The organism is Synechococcus sp. CBW1006 (genome assembly GCF_015840525.1).
Classification (GTDB): Bacteria; Cyanobacteriota; Cyanobacteriia; order PCC-6307; family Cyanobiaceae; genus CBW1002.
This window is the reverse complement of record NZ_CP060396.1, coordinates 2360353-2374363: the sequence shown is the minus strand read 5'-3', so window position 1 is coordinate 2374363 and position 14011 is coordinate 2360353. Positions and strand designations below refer to the sequence as shown.

Annotated in this window: 8 protein-coding genes; 2 read left to right on the top strand and 6 right to left on the bottom strand. The window is 68.7% G+C overall.

The window, feature by feature from the left end; all coding sequences use genetic code 11:
• The first annotated feature begins 65 nt into the window (after positions 1-65).
• Complete coding sequence (locus tag H8F26_RS11430) at positions 66-266, top strand: hypothetical protein (RefSeq protein WP_197154029.1); 201 nt, start codon at positions 66-68, stop codon at positions 264-266.
• A 280-nt stretch (positions 267-546) separates the two neighbouring features.
• Here the strand turns inward: H8F26_RS11430 and H8F26_RS11425 are convergent, their stop codons facing one another.
• The gene (locus H8F26_RS11425) at positions 547-876 is read right to left on the bottom strand and encodes an RNA-binding protein (RefSeq protein ID WP_197154028.1); all 330 of its coding nucleotides are present in this window, start codon (positions 874-876) and stop codon (positions 547-549) included.
• Positions 877-1178: 302 nt separating this feature from the next.
• Here H8F26_RS11425 and H8F26_RS11420 point away from each other — a divergent pair, with 302 nt between their 5' ends.
• Positions 1179-1379, top strand: coding sequence for a hypothetical protein (locus H8F26_RS11420; RefSeq protein ID WP_197154027.1), 201 nt, complete (start codon positions 1179-1181; stop codon positions 1377-1379).
• 145 nt (positions 1380-1524) lie between these two features.
• Here H8F26_RS11420 and H8F26_RS11415 read toward each other — a convergent pair whose 3' ends face one another.
• From H8F26_RS11415 to H8F26_RS11395, 5 genes are all read right to left on the bottom strand, one after another.
• Positions 1525-3426, bottom strand: a complete 1902-nt coding sequence (locus H8F26_RS11415) for a DEAD/DEAH box helicase (protein ID WP_370594705.1) — start codon at positions 3424-3426, stop codon at positions 1525-1527.
• 374 nt (positions 3427-3800) lie between these two features.
• Positions 3801-4217: a phosphomannose isomerase type II C-terminal cupin domain gene (locus tag H8F26_RS11410; RefSeq protein WP_197154026.1), complete on the bottom strand. Its 417-nt coding sequence runs from the start codon at positions 4215-4217 to the stop codon at positions 3801-3803.
• Between the two features lie 711 nt (positions 4218-4928).
• Positions 4929-6668, bottom strand: coding sequence for an ATP-dependent RecD-like DNA helicase (locus tag H8F26_RS11405; RefSeq protein WP_197154025.1), 1740 nt, complete (start codon positions 6666-6668; stop codon positions 4929-4931).
• Positions 6665-10588 carry a UvrD-helicase domain-containing protein gene (locus H8F26_RS11400; RefSeq protein WP_197154024.1) on the bottom strand — a complete coding sequence of 1308 codons (3924 nt, stop codon included), beginning with the start codon at positions 10586-10588 and terminating at the stop codon, positions 6665-6667. Before H8F26_RS11400 ends, H8F26_RS11405 begins: the two co-directional genes overlap by 4 nt.
• Positions 10585-14004, bottom strand: a complete 3420-nt coding sequence (locus H8F26_RS11395; protein ID WP_197154023.1) for an exodeoxyribonuclease V subunit gamma — start codon at positions 14002-14004, stop codon at positions 10585-10587. The genes H8F26_RS11400 and H8F26_RS11395 overlap by 4 nt, the downstream gene beginning before the upstream one ends.
• Between the last annotated feature and the right edge of the window lie 7 nt (positions 14005-14011).

The following is a 14011-nucleotide window of genomic DNA, read 5'->3' as shown; positions in this document are numbered from 1 at the left end:
TGCCAGGAACGGTTTGTAGCGGTGCACCGGGGGTAGAACGACGACATCCCAGAAGGGAGATGTTCATGACCCGTTCACGCGCTTTCAATCGATTCCATCGTTGGACAGCCAAGGTTCGTCGCCATCATCTGCGGGCGGCACTTCCTGAGAGCCTTGAGGGCCAACCGATTGCACCTTGCCCAGGAGCTGAGTTGCGTCGCCGTGCCTGGCAGGTCGATCAACTCGATGAGCTTGAGACTGCTCAAACTGAACTCCTGGAAATCTGACGCTGCCACGCTTGTGACGATCAATCCGTGCCTCAAGGCACGATCAGACAACGGAGTCCGTTCCTGAAGCTTGATCGTTGGCCTGATCCACCTGATGGTACCGGGATCATCTCCGTCGTCGTGATCCAACCGATTAGAACCCCTTGGAGCGCAATGCACCAAGGGGTTTTTGTTTGGATCGCAGAGGTGCGAAGGGTGCAGAGCGACTTATCCCATCGTTAGGCGTCAGGAGAGCACCAATGGGCCTGATCCCTTGGGGCGCCATCGGATTCCAGTCGCTTCACCAGCGGTTTCCGCTACCTCCGCCGTAGCCACCGCCACCTCCTCCAGCACGATTGCCACCCCGTGCACCGCCGCCACCACCGCCTTCCCGGGGCGTGGCTTTGTTGACGCGGATCATGCGGCCCATCCACTCGACGTCCTGAAGGTCGTCGATGGCTTTCTGCTCAGCGGCATCGTCGCTGAGCTCAACGAAAGCGAAGCCACGTTTGCGGCCGGTTTCCCGATCAAGGGGCAGGCTGCAGTTGCGCACCTCTCCGTATTGACCGAAGAGATCAAGGAGATCCTCCCGTTCAGCCTGGAACGAGAGATTGCCGACGTAGATAGTCATTCAATGAACTGGACCTGGAACTGATCCGCAGATAGCCGTGTGTCCCTGGGAAGGCCCTTGAGAGCCAGGAGTCCGTACCGGAGCCGTTTGGAAAGGCCGTGCGGTCCAACCCTGCTGAGCGCGCCGAGGGGAGCCTGGACATCAATGAATCGCCATCAGCCTACTCGGAGGTCCCATCCCTGATCTCCCCTTGAGCGGGATGGAGAAGCGTGAAGAACTTGCGAAGGGATCCTGAAGAACGGCCATCGATCCCCGGTCCTGTCCCATTGTCAGCGAACCCTGATCCAGTTCCCATTAGTCCTATGGCATGCCCTGTCCCCTGGAGCCTGGCGTGGAGCGATGACGGTGAGCTCGCTGCCCAGGACCGCTTTGACCTGCTGCAGAGCCTGGTCTGTGTCGAGACCAGCGAGGTCCAGCCCTCCCTGATTGCCGCTGTCGAGCGGCTGTCCGTGACCGAGCTCAGCGTGCTGTCCAGTGTCGATGTCACCCGGTCGTGTGCCTGAGCACTGTGCCGGCGTGAGGTCAGTGCCCTTGCCGAGGGAAGCCTCCCCTGGAGCGGTGATCGTCACGACCTCCTGACCATGAAAAAAGCCGCTGCGGTTAGCAGCGGCTTCAAGACGCAGGGGGCTGCGGTGGATCGCTTCAGGCTCAGGAGAGCTTGGTGATCTGCAGCTCGCGGTTCATCACCCGCAGCCGGCGCAGATTTTCGAACACGTCTTCGGGCATGCCTTTGGGCAGGTCCACAGTGCTATGGGCGTCGAAGATGTGGATCCGGCCGATCATCTTGCCGGCGATGCCGGCTTCATTGGCGATTGCGCCCACGATGTTGCCGGGTTTGATGCGATCGCGCCAGCCCACCTCGATCCGGAAGCGATCCATGTCCGCATCCACGGGGGAGACCTCCTGGCTGCGGGGGGCTCCGGTGCTGCGACCATCCCGGCCGGCGGGGCGCCGCTCAATCGTTCGGCGTATGCCGCCATCGCGATCGCGCGGACTGCCGCTGCGGCTGTCGCGGGCGGGGCCGCGGGCCGCGGGCTGGCTCCACTGCTCGTCTCCGTGCAGCAGCAAGGGCTTCCCGACCAGGCTCATCTGCAGAGCCACCAGGGCCAGCTGGTCGCTGCTCACCTCATGCTCCTGCGCCACGCGTTGCAGGATCTCGCTGAGCAGGGCGCGCTCCTCCTCGGTGCCGATCGGAGTGGTGAGCCCGTTGGTGAGCTTCTGACGGAGCCGATCAAGGCGGTTCTGGTTGATGGTGGCGTTGCTGGGCACCTCCATCGGCTCAATGGCACGGCCCACGGCCCGCTCCAGGCCTCCGAGGAAGCGCCGTTCGCGGGGGGTGAGGAAGAGGATCGCCTCGCCGCTGCGGCCCGCCCGGCCAGTGCGACCGATGCGGTGCACGTAGGCCTCGCCATCAAAGGGCATGTCGTAGTTCACCACCAGGCCGACGCGTTCCACATCGAGGCCGCGGGCAGCCACATCGGTGGCTACGAGCACGTCGACCCGGCCGTCCTTGAGCCGCTCGATCGTGCGCTCCCGCTGCGCCTGGGGCACGTCGCCGTTGAGCACGGCCACCTCGTAGCCATGGCTTTCGAGAAACTCAGCCACGGTGAGGGTGATCGCCTTGGTGCGGGCAAAGATGATCGTTCCCTCACTGGACTCGGCCTCCAGCACCCGCTGCAGCACCGGCAGCTTGTGGGGGCCGTGCACCATCAGGTAACGCTGACGGATTCTGCCGCCGTCGGCCGCCTTGGTGCGGATCGTCACCTCCGCCGGCTGGCGCAGGTAGTTGTGGGAGATGCGCCGGATCTCGGCCGGCATCGTGGCCGAGAAGAGCACCACCTGGCGCTCGCTGGGCAGTTGCTCCAGCACCCACTCCACGTCGTCGATGAAGCCCATGCGGAGCATCTCATCGGCTTCGTCGAGCACCAGGGCACGCAGGCCGGAGAGATCGAGAGTTCCCTGGCGCATGTGGTCCATCACCCGGCCAGGCGTGCCCACAACAATCTGTACGCCGCGCCGAAGCTGCTGGATCTGGTCGCGGAAGTCGGCGCCGCCGTACACCGCCAGCACGCGCACGTTGGGCAGGCGGGAGGCGTAGGTGTTGAAGGCATCCGCCACCTGCATGGCAAGCTCCCGGGTGGGGGCCAGCACCAGGACCTGGGGTTTGCGTTGCTCGGGATCGAGACGGGCCAGCAGGGGGAGGGCGAAGGCGGCCGTCTTGCCGGTACCGGTCTGGGCCTGACCCACCAGATCCCGGCCGAGCAGCAGCTCGGGGATGGCGGCTGCCTGAATCGGTGACGGCTGTTCGTAGCCGATGGCGCTGAGGGTTTCGAGCAGCTCGGAGGCAAAGCCGAAACTGGCAAAACCGGAGGGTGCCGCAGGCTCAGGCTCTGATGTAGTGCTGCTCTTCAGGGTGTCTGTGGATGCAGCGGCGGTCACCGGCTTGACATCACGGCTTTCGCGATTGCTGTTGTCGTGATTCAGGTCTTCAGCGTCAGCGTTGTCGCTGGCTTGGAGGGGTTCAGCAGAGCTCGGCAAATCGCTGGTCAGCAGTTCTGCAGAGGTTGCGATCGAGTCAGCGGCCACAGCCAAGCTGGCCTCGATCAGGCTGGCGGCGTCAACGCCGGTGACGGCGCACAGGGTGCTGCCGCCTTCTTGAGATGGGGTCACGGGATGTCCGGGCCTGGGAAATCCTTCAACGCAGGCCGGCAGAGACCCAAGAATTGGAACTTGAAATGGTGTCGAACATCAGCAATCTTCTGCGGCTTGCTGGCTGCCGTGGATCGGCGGCTCCTGCGCTGCAGGGTTGTGCGGACTGAGGCTTGATCGGATCGGGATGAATGAATGGTGGTCCCAGCTCCGGTCCTGTGGTTCGACAGCTCACCTGAACTGCCACGCCCTTCATCAAAGGGTGAGGCTGCACCTTACACGCGACCGTAGTCATCGGCAAAGCGCTCAATGTCGTCTTCCCGTAACAGGGGGCCGCGCTGCACCTCGATGATCTCCAATCCTTCGCTGCCCGCTGCCGCCCGGTGGATCGTGAGCGGCGGAATGATCAGGCTGCTGCCCGGTTCGAGCGGCTGGGTTCTGCTCAGCGGCGCGTCACCCAGTTCCACGCTGCCCTGGCCCAGTACCACAAGCCAGTGCTCCAGGCGATGCTGATGCCGCTGCCGACTGAGGCGCTGATGCGGATCAAGGTGCAGGCGCTTGACCCGATAGCCGGGCCCTTCCGCCAGAAGCTCGAACCAGCCCCAGGGACGCTGCTCCGGTGGCTCAACAACGGCCCGATCAGACACCGCTGTGTCCAGGGCCGTTCCTGACTCCGATACGGGTCCAGACATCGGCAGAGGTCCAGCCAGAGAATCAGGTCCAGGTGGAAAAGAGCAGCTCAAATCGATCACGGCCATGGGCTGTTGATCGGCGGATTGCGGATGAATGATCACCAGCCTGGGCAAGTCGAGTCGTTCACCGGCATCCTGGCTCTTGCATGGGCTGAACAGGCCGGGATGATTCATCTGAATCTTCCAATTCGGCTGAACCTGCTTGACCTTCATCAGCAGACTCGATGGGTCGAGCCTGGGAGCCCGCCTGGGTTCGACCAAGGATGGCGATCCAGCTGAGCTGCACCTTCGAGCTCAGGACTTGGAACGCTTTGGAAGGGGGTGGTTTCAGAGCCGCCTGGGGCCGGGGCGTCCAGGTGGCGGTTCTCCGAGAACCTTTGGGGCACCTCGCTCGCGTTCGCCACAGAGGGTGAAGGCGGGGTCAGGGATGCAGGAAGGAATCGCCCAGGACGATGAACATCCTGATATCGATTTGGAGAACTCCCAGGGGGAGAGACTATTGGAGCAGGGGCTCTGAAACCGCCGGTTGGGGGATAGCTCCCTTCCCGGTTGAGAGAAGTATGAATCGCTTGGCAATGGCTCGCGCGGGCCGTTCATGTTTCGTTGACAGGTTGCGCGATGTGGTGCTGTGTAACGCCCGTGCAGCATCGGTATTCAGGCAAGAGCTGGCACACAGCTCAGGTACTCAGATCAGATCGTCAGGTCAAAGACTCAGGTGAGTGGAGCCGTGATCAGCAGGGCTTGGTGGCGGGCCCGGGTCAAGGCGGTGTAAAGCAGGCGAGGATCGTCGCGCTCTGGATCCGGCAGCAGCACGATCACCGTGTCGGCTTCGCTGCCCTGGGCCTTGTGCACGGTGAGGGCGAGGGCCGGTTCCACCGCCCCTGCCATCTGGGCCGGATGCAGCCAGCGCAGATGGTCTTGGTTGGATGCTGCGGCGCGGTCTGGGCCGCCTGATGCGGCAGCGAACAGCAGGCGCCGCGCGCCGCCGCGTCTGTGCACCACCACGCCCAGATCGCCATTGGCCAGGCCCAGATCGGGCAAATTGCGGCAGCACAGCACCGGAGTTCCCGGCGGCCAGGCGCCAGGACCGGCCGTGGCGGCGTCGCCGAGCAGGGCCTGATGGATCGCTTCCACTCCCCAACGCCCCCTGCGCACAGGCGTCAGGATCAGCATCTCCCCCAGCGCCTCCAGCAGAGCACTGGCCCCATCGGTTGGCTGGCTGGAGCTGGCCATGGCGGCGGCCAGGCTGGCCAGCTGCAGCTGCCTGCGGCGCAGGGGTTCCAGCAGCGCCGCAGGCAGGCCCCGGACTGGATTGGCTTGTTGCCACGCCAGATTGCCGCTGGAGCGACACGCCTCAAGCTGGCTGGCCAGGCCGTGCAGATTGCTGCCCTGCGGGTCATGGCCTTCCCGGCCGCGCAGCCAGTTGGCCAGCTCGGCGATGGCGCCGTGGTTGCGGTAGGTGGTGGTGAGCTGCACAGCGGCCTCCCCCAGCGCCTTCAGCCGTGCCGGTCGCTGCAGTTCCAGCAGTACCGGTCCGGGACCCACCGGCGGCAGCTGGGCAGGATCTCCCACCAGCACCAGCCGACAGGTGGCCGGCAAGGCGTCCAGCAGCGCCTCCATCAGGGGAAGATCCACCATCGACACCTCATCCACCACCAGCAGATCCAGCTGCAGGGGCCGGTGGCGGTGTCGTCCGAATCGCTCCCCGTTGCTCTCCAGCAGCCGATGCAGGGTGCCGCAGGGGGTGCGGCGCAGCTTGCCGGCCACAGCGGGGGCGAGGCAGCCGGCACCATCCTCGATCGCCTGCAGCAACCGGGCCGCGGCCTTGCCGGTGGGGGCCGCCAGCTGGATCCGCAGGGCGGGCTGCAGGCTCAGCTGGGCCGCCAGGATCTGAACCACGGTGCTGGTCTTGCCGGTGCCGGGGCCGCCGCCCAGCAGCACCAGGCCGTGGTGCAGAGCGGCGGCCACCGCCCTCTGCTGCGTCCGATCCAGGCCTGCAGCGGCGGCACGGTCGAGGGCCAGACGCTGCGGGCTGGAATCGGCGATCGCCGGCAGTGGGGATCGGGCGCGTTGGATCAGGCTCTCCATCACCCCCTCCAGCTGCTGGTGCCAGCGGCGCCAGCGCACCAGCCGGCCATCCACCAGCACCAGCGGTGCTTCCGGAGCCTCGTTCAGCTGGATGGCCTCGGTGCTCAGGGGCGAGTGGGCGAGGGCCTGCCGGTGCCGCTGCGGCCAGTGGCTGGCTTCCACCTCCGCCGGTGCCGGTCCCTCCAGGTCCAGGTCCAGTTCGCCCCGCTCCAGCGCGCTGCCAAGGGCGGCCATCACCTCCAGCAGGGCCGGATCCAGCGGCGTTGCGGTGCACTTGCCTGCGTTGATCTGGGTGGCGTAGAGGCGTGGCAGGGCCTCCAGCAGCAGCTCGGCCAGGCCCAGTCCAGCGGCGGCGGAGGTCATGCGGTGGTATTCCGAACATCGCTCTCGCGAACACCAGTCTCCCGATCACCGCGCTGCAGCAGCGCATCCAGGGCCAGCAGGCGCTGCAGCGGTGGTCGTTCCACCACCATGCCGGGCACCTGCTCGGCCTGGCAGGGACCCGGGGCACCGCGCAGGAAGGCGTACACCCAGCCGCCCAGGTGCCGCTGCGGCCGGTATCCCGGCAGTCGCCAGCGCAGGTAGCGATGCAAGGCCACCAGGTAGAGATGCGCCTGCAGCAGATAGTGGCGCTCCACCATCTGGGCCGCCATGGCCTGGCGGTCGTAGTGGGCGGGTCCGCAGGCCAGCGGCCGTCCTTCCGCGTCCCGTTCCCCGATCCAGTTGCTTTTCCAGTCGAGCACCCACCAGCGCTCCCCCTGGCAAAACACCAGATCGATCGAGCCGGTGAGGAAGCCGCGGCTGGCCACCTCCAGCCCGCCAAGGGACCTGGCATAGCCGGCATCGACCAGGCCGCCCGGATGGGCGGCGAACACCTCGGCCAGGCCGGCGGCCGTGACCTGCGGAGGGCGCCGGTAAGGCTTCTCAAAGCCATCACGGGGCAGCTCCAATCCGTCGGGAGGCTCGATGGCAAGGGGCAGATCGAAGCTCATCTCGTTCAGCCGTTCCGCCAGGGGCAGATCCGCCAGCCCGAACGATCCCAGCTCCCCGCCCAGGGGGGTCTGGCGCAATTGCTCAAGGCCGGCCAGCAGGTTGGGTTGCAGCTCCGGCGCCAGGCCAGCACGCTCCAGTTCCTGCTGCACCACCGCCACGCTGGCTGGTGTGTCCGTGGGCTGGCGGTAATCCAGCCGCTCCAGGATGCGGTGCAGGGTGTCTCCAGGACCGGCGCCGCGGGGGAACTCCGCCAGTGGTCCGTGGCGGGACCAGGGCTGCCCGACGACCGTGGCGTTCGGCAGACTGCGTTCTGAAGCCGTTAAGGGCTTGCTGTCCTGATCCTTGGTCCTGGCGCTTTGGGCTGGGGTTTGGCCGCTGACGCCCTCAGCGCTGCCCAGAACCTCGGTTTCGCCCACCAGGCCATCGGTGTCGCGCCCCTGCTCGCGGGCCTCCGGCGCCAGGGAGGCGGCCCCGTGGGTCCAGCTGGAGTAGCTGCTGCGGCCCCAGCTGGTGTCGATGCGGTGGCGGGGCAGGGGGCCGCCCTCCAACGCTCCCTCGGGCGCCGGTCGCTGCCAGCGGCGGCCAGGCGGCGGCAACTGGGCCGGATCGAGGCGCTGCAGGGGCAGGTCATCCTCGTTGCGCGGCTGGCCGGAGGCGTCCTGGAGCCAGGGCGTCAGGGGGTTGTCGGTGTGCTTGGCGGGCAGGGGATCGAGCCAGCCGAGCACCAGCAGGTGCTGGGCCCGGGTCAGGGCCACGTAGGCCAGCCGTTCCCGTTCCTGCACCTGGGCCTGCCGGTCGGCGAGGGCGGCCTGGCGGCCTGGGCCCCAGTAGGGCGAGAGATGCAGGTCGAGGCGCGGCGCGGCGCTGCCCGGTGGCCGCCAGCGACGGCCCAGCTCCCGTGGGCTGCTGGTGGGGGCCGGTGGGGCGTGCCAGAGGTAGGGACACAGCACCACCGGATACTCCAGGCCCTTGCTGCGGTGCACCGTGACCACCGCCACGGCGGAATCGGCCGCATCGCTGTGGAGCTGATGGGCCTCCGGAACCTCGCGATCGGGATCGAGCCGCAGCCGCCGCAGCCAGTCCGCCGCGGCCGCGGCCGGCAGGGCCTGCTGATGCATGCGTTCCTGCACCAGTTCGGCGGCCTGCTGCAGATCGGCCAGCAGCCGTCCCCCCAGTGACAACCGTGCCAAGCCGGTGGTGCTCAACAGCTGGGAAAGCACCCCCATCAGACCCTGACGGGGCAGCAGCTGAGCGAGCCGGCCGAGGCGCTCGGCCAGTTCGGCCCAGGCCTCCGGCGTCGCCGTTGCCAGCTCCGTGGCACTCCAGCCCAGCAGCGGCGACGCGGCCAGCAGGCGGCGGCGGCCGTCGCTGGCCGGGTCGGCCAGGGCATCGAGCAGGCGTTGCAGGGTGGTGGCACCCTCGCTGGCGAACACATCGCCGCGGCTCACCAGGCGGCTGGGCAGTCCACGCTCGTCCAGGGCCCGGCGCAGGGTTTCGGCCTGGCTATGGGTGCGCACCAGCAGGCAGAGGTCCTGGGGTTGCAGCGGGCGCGTTGGGGCGGGGCCCTCGTCCGCTGCGGCGGTGCGGAGGCGCAGATCCCGCTCCAGCAGCTGCAGGCAGAGGCCGGCCATGGCCTCGGGCAGCTCGGCCTCCTGGGCGCAGGCCAGCAGCTGCAGCGGTCTCTCGCCGGCGGGCAACACCAGCTCGCCCTTGGTGGCGCGCGAGAGAACCTTGGGCGCTGGCAGCTCCGACCGCTCCAGCCCGATGTGCATCAGGGCATTGAGCCCCTTCACCAGGGGCTCCGCAGAACGACGGTTCTCCCGCAGGGCATGGACCGCGTCAGCGCGGTGCCGGGCCAGGCGATAGGTGGCCAGTTCGCCGCCGCGGAAGCGGTAGATCGCCTGTTTGGGGTCCCCCACCATCACCAGCAGGTGGTGGCCCCCCGTCGTGAAGGCTGATTCGAGAATTCGCCACTGGATCGGGTCCGTGTCCTGGAATTCGTCAACCAGGGCCACCCGGTAGCGCTGACGCACGGCCGCGATCAGGGCGGCATGGCGATCCCCCTGGGGCCCGGGGTCCAGGCCCAGCAGCAGGTCGCCGAATCCCATCTGGCCGTTCTGCCGGCGCCGCCGCCGCAGCTCCAGGCGCCCCCAGTGGCCGAAATGGAGCAGGGTCAGCTCCGCCGGCCCGTCCACCAGGGCTGCGATCGCCTCCATCAGCGGCGCTTCGGGCAGGGTCTTGCCCTCCCCTTCCATCGGTGCGGTCAGCTTCACCCAGGGTGCGGGGTGGAAGTAGTCGCGCAGCAGGGCCTTGGGGCTTCTGGCGGTGGTGCCGCCCTCGCGCAGCTCCAGCACCATGGCGTAGCTGGGAGTGGTCTCCAGGGAGGCGATCCAGTGATCCACCTGGGCGGCCCGGTCTGTTTTCGGTTTGGCGGCGTAGGGCGTTGTCTTGGTCTGGATGCCGAGCGCTTTCCAGTCGGCCGGCAGGCGGCGGAAGCTCTGCTCCAGTGCGGCGCCGTGCTCCCTCCACTCCTTCACAAAGCGCTCCCACAGCTGCGGCCACAGGGCCGTGAGCTGGGGTGCCAGCGGTTGGTCGGCCGCCATCGCCGCCGGCAGGGCATCGAGCTCCAGGGCCGGGTCGCCGTCGAGCTGCCCCAGCAGCTTCTGCAGACGCTGGAGCCCCAGGCCGCGGCTCTGCAACCCCGCCAATAACTCCGGCGCCAGGCCGAGCACCTGTTGCTGCCAGTAGTCGTGGCAGACCTGGCGGCTGCGTTCGCCATCGTCGTTCTCCAGCTCCACCGCCGGACCCAAGCCGGCCTCCAGGGCACGGCGTTGCAGGGTGCGGCGGCAGAAGCCGTGGATGGTGGTGATGTCGGCCCGATCGAGCTCCTCAAGGGCAAGCAGCAGCCGGCCCCGCAGCCGGTCGCGCACCTCCGGGTCTGGGGGTTGCAGGGCCAGCCAGTCGGCCAGCACCTGGTCGGGGGGCTGGGTGGTCGCAGCGGCGGGGGTCTCCAGCAGCGTCAGGGCCTCCTGCAGCCGGCGGGCGATCCGGTCGCGCAGTTCGGCGGCGGCGGCTTCGGTGAAGGTCACCACCAGCAACTGCTCGAGGCTGAGGGGCTCCTCCTCTCGGGTCACCAGCCGCAGCACCAGATGGGCCAGGGCAAAGGTCTTGCCGGTACCGGCGCTGGCTTCAAGCAGCTGCACTCCCGGGGTGAGCGGCACCGTGTTGGCATCGAAATCGAGAGCGGCACCCTCGAGATCGACGCCCTCGATTGCGGTGGCTTTGCTCATGGCCTGAGCTCCTCCCAGACCTGCAGCAGTGGTTGATGCAGGGCCAGGGCGTGGGCGGTGCAGGGCCCCTGCAGCAGGGCACGGCCGCTGAGGCTGCGGCCGAAACAGAGGGCCATCACCTCCTCATCCCGTTCCGCCTGCTGCTCAGGGCCGCCTTCCCATCGTTTGCAGGCCGCGGCGGCCCCGGAGCCGGCCTTCTTCGCTTCGGCGGCGGCGTAGGCCCAGCCCGTTTCCGGCGGCACCGGCCAGCAGATCCGCTGGAAGGCCTGGCGCCACTGGCGCAGGTTGTCCAGGGCGGCGGCGGCCTCCGCTGGGCTGGGGGGGCTCAGGCGCTCGCGGGCCCGGAAGCAGGCACCGTCGCGGCCGATCAGCAGGGCCTGGCGCGGGCCGGCGCCGGCGGCGCAGGCCAGCAGCAGCTCCAGCCAAAGCTGCAGCCGCTGGCGGCAGCGGGGGGTGGCGGTGTGGACCAGCACCAGCTGGTCGCCGCGCCAGCTCAGATCGCCGCAGAGATCCTGATGGCGCAGCGTCTCCTGACGCGGCTCCCCCAGCCCGGCCAGGCAGGTGTGCAGCGAGGTCCAGCGCTGATCGAGTCCACTGCTCTCCAGCAGGCCGGCGGCACCGGGCGGCAGCACCCCCTGGCCCCGCTGTCGCCGCGGCCAGTCGGGAGGCGGTGGAGGTTCCGGTGCTGGGTGTTCCGTGCCAGCCAAGGTGTCGACTGCCAACCGGTCCAGTTCCTGGCGCAGCAGTCGGGCCCGCTGGAATTCGTCGAGGCTGAGATCTTCAAGATCATCGACCCGGCGGGCCCATTCGCGCGGCCGCAGCCCCAGGCTCTCGAGCCAGCAGTCCTGCGGGGCCTGCAGCCAGGCGAGCAGGTCAGCAAAGGCTTCGCCGGCGGCAGAAGGCTTGGTCTTGTCGGTGGCGCTGACGGTCAGCTGGTCGCGGCCGGGGGCGGCCAGGGCCGCGGGCGGTTCACTGCGCTGCTCCTCCAGCAGCCGGCGCGCCTGCAGCAACCGGCGGTCGCTGCAGGGGGCGGGACGATCGCCTTGAGGCAGAAAGTTGCGCCGCTCCAGGGGATTGGCGCAGTGGTTCCAGCGCAGCCGGTCCACGGCCTCCTCTCCCAGCTCCTGCTCCAGCAAGGCCAACCACTGGCGCACCGGCGTCGAGGGGCTGAGGGCTTCGCCGCTGCGTTGATCGCGGCTGCTCCAGGTGATCAGCAGGTGCTGGCGGGCCGAGAGCAGGCTTTCGAGCAGCACGTAGCGATCCTGATCGGCGGGGCTGGGATCACCCAGCTGCCGTTGGCGCTCCATCAGGTGAAAGCCGGGCCGCTCGACCTGGCGCGGGAACTGACCGGTATCCAGCCCCATCAGCACAATCACCCGATGGGGAATCGCCCGCATCGGCTCCAGGGCGCTGATCGTCAGCGCCCCACTGCGGTGGCCGAAGCGGCCGCTGTCGGCACTGAGCTGCTCGCCCAGCACCTCCGCCACCACGGTGGCATCGAGGATCAGCGCACTGGAGCCGGCCACACGCAGCCAGTCGGCGATCGCCCCCTGAATCAGCGGCAGCTCCCAGGCCCGTTCGCCACCGGCTCCGAACAGCTCCTCCAGCAGCTGGCGCAGCACGGGTGCCCAGGCCGCCGGGGTGCGGCCCTGGCCCAGCAGCCCCAGCCAGCGGCGCAGGTCCTGGAGGAACAGCAGCCAGCGAGTCTGCTGTTCCAGGCTCCCAGCCAGCGGCAGGGGGGAGCACTCCGCCGGAGCCAGCCCCGGCTCCGCTGGCAGCACCAACCCCAGCAGCAGCCGGTCGATCGCCCAGCCGAGGCTGTGGGTGGGGTCGCCAGCACGGCTGTCGCCGTCGAGGCCCCAGCGGAAGCCGGCCCGTTGCAACAGCGTCGTGATGGCGCCCGCCTCGCTGGCGGGGATGCGCCGGTTCTCCAGCAGTGGCGAGCAGCCCAGCAGACCCTCGAACCCTGAGGCGGTGAGCCGTTCTCCGCCGAGCGCCAGAAGGCCCAGCAGCCCCTGGGCGATGCCGGCCTCGCTCTGCTGGCTGCGGTCGGTGAGGCGCCATGGCAGCGCCACGCCGGTGGCGTCGGTGTCACCGAACACCGCGGCCACCAATGGCGCGAAGGCCTCCACCTGGGGAGTCATCACCAGGATGTCGCGCGGGGCGAGACCGGGATCGGCCGCCATCAGTTGCAGCAGCCGATCCCGCACGATCTGCACCTGCCGCAACGGCCCCGGACAGGCGTGGAACTCCAGGGAGCGATCGCCCGGCGGAAGGCAGAGTGGTTCGGCGGCCTCCGGCTCCACCAGCTGCTGCTGCCATTGCTCCAGCAGCGTGGCGGCGCGTGGCGCCTGGACAGCAGAGCCGTGGCGGGCCATGGTTGCAGCGCCCAGGAACAGATCCTGTTCCTCCCAGGCACCCAGCTGGGTCTCCCCTGATCCCTCCAGCAGCTGCTGAAATTCGGCGCCCAGCCGCCCGAAGCGGGCTTCCAGGCGCGGCGCCTCCAGCAGCCAGTCTTCCCCAAGGGGGAGCTGGGCCAGGCCCCCATCACCCCGCCGTTTCCAGAGCTCACGGCAGGGGGTGAGCAGGTAGATCTCCACATCCAGAACCCCCGAGAGGGCCTGCAGCAGCTCCACCTGAACGGGCGCCATGCTGCTCAGCCCGAACAGCCGCAGGGGCCTGTCGGGTCTCAGGGTCGTTGGCAGAGCTCCATCGGGCCACGGCTCGCCAGGCAACCGGTCGGCAGACCACTCCCGTAACCGTTCGATCGCCTGGCCCACCCGCAGACCGAACGGCGGCACCGACAGATGCTCGGCCAGCTCCGCCAGCAAGAGGGGCTGCCACCGCTGTGCCGCACTCAGTTCCCGGCCGCGGCCGTCCACCGCCCGGCCCTCGATCCAGGCCCCCACCATCGCCGGCCGGTAGAGGGTGTAGTCGTCGAAGGCGTCGGCGATGCTGCGGCCCAGCTGCCAGAGCGACCGGTCGAGGGTCTCTGGCCGGCCGCTGCCATGACCTCGTTCGTCCAGCCAGCGGCGCAGGGGCAGGGCCTCCGGCCGCTCGATCAGGGCCGGAAGCCGCTCCAGCAGCGGCCAGACCAGCTGGCTGGCACGCCAGGGATCGGCTGCGACCGGCGCTGGGGCGGCCTGGTCAGAAGGGGTGTAGACGCTGGTGTGGTCATCGGCGTTCAACAGGCTCTCCACCAGCTGGCGCAGATGGCTGCCGGGAAAGGGAAAGCGCAGGTTGGCGGCGATGCCCCCCAGCCCAATCGCGAGCTGTTCCCCCAGCCAGCGGCTGGTGGGCCAGGTGTTCACCAGGATCTCGACACGCTCGAACGGTCCGGGCGGATGCGCCAGCAGCTGGGCGGCCAGCAGCTGGGCCAGTACCTCGGCCCGGTTGCTGCGATAGAGCGTCAGCACGGTGGTC

Coding starts and splice junctions, on each gene's coding strand:
- H8F26_RS11405 (WP_197154025.1), bottom strand. CDS start 6,668: ATGACCTCCGCCGCCGCTGGACTGGGCCTGGCCGAGCTGCTGCTGGAG.
- H8F26_RS11420 (WP_197154027.1), top strand. CDS start 1,179: ATGGCATGCCCTGTCCCCTGGAGCCTGGCGTGGAGCGATGACGGTGAG.
- H8F26_RS11430 (WP_197154029.1), top strand. CDS start 66: ATGACCCGTTCACGCGCTTTCAATCGATTCCATCGTTGGACAGCCAAG.
- H8F26_RS11425 (WP_197154028.1), bottom strand. CDS start 876: ATGACTATCTACGTCGGCAATCTCTCGTTCCAGGCTGAACGGGAGGAT.
- H8F26_RS11400 (WP_197154024.1), bottom strand. CDS start 10,588: ATGAGCAAAGCCACCGCAATCGAGGGCGTCGATCTCGAGGGTGCCGCT.
- H8F26_RS11410 (WP_197154026.1), bottom strand. CDS start 4,217: ATGTCTGGACCCGTATCGGAGTCAGGAACGGCCCTGGACACAGCGGTG.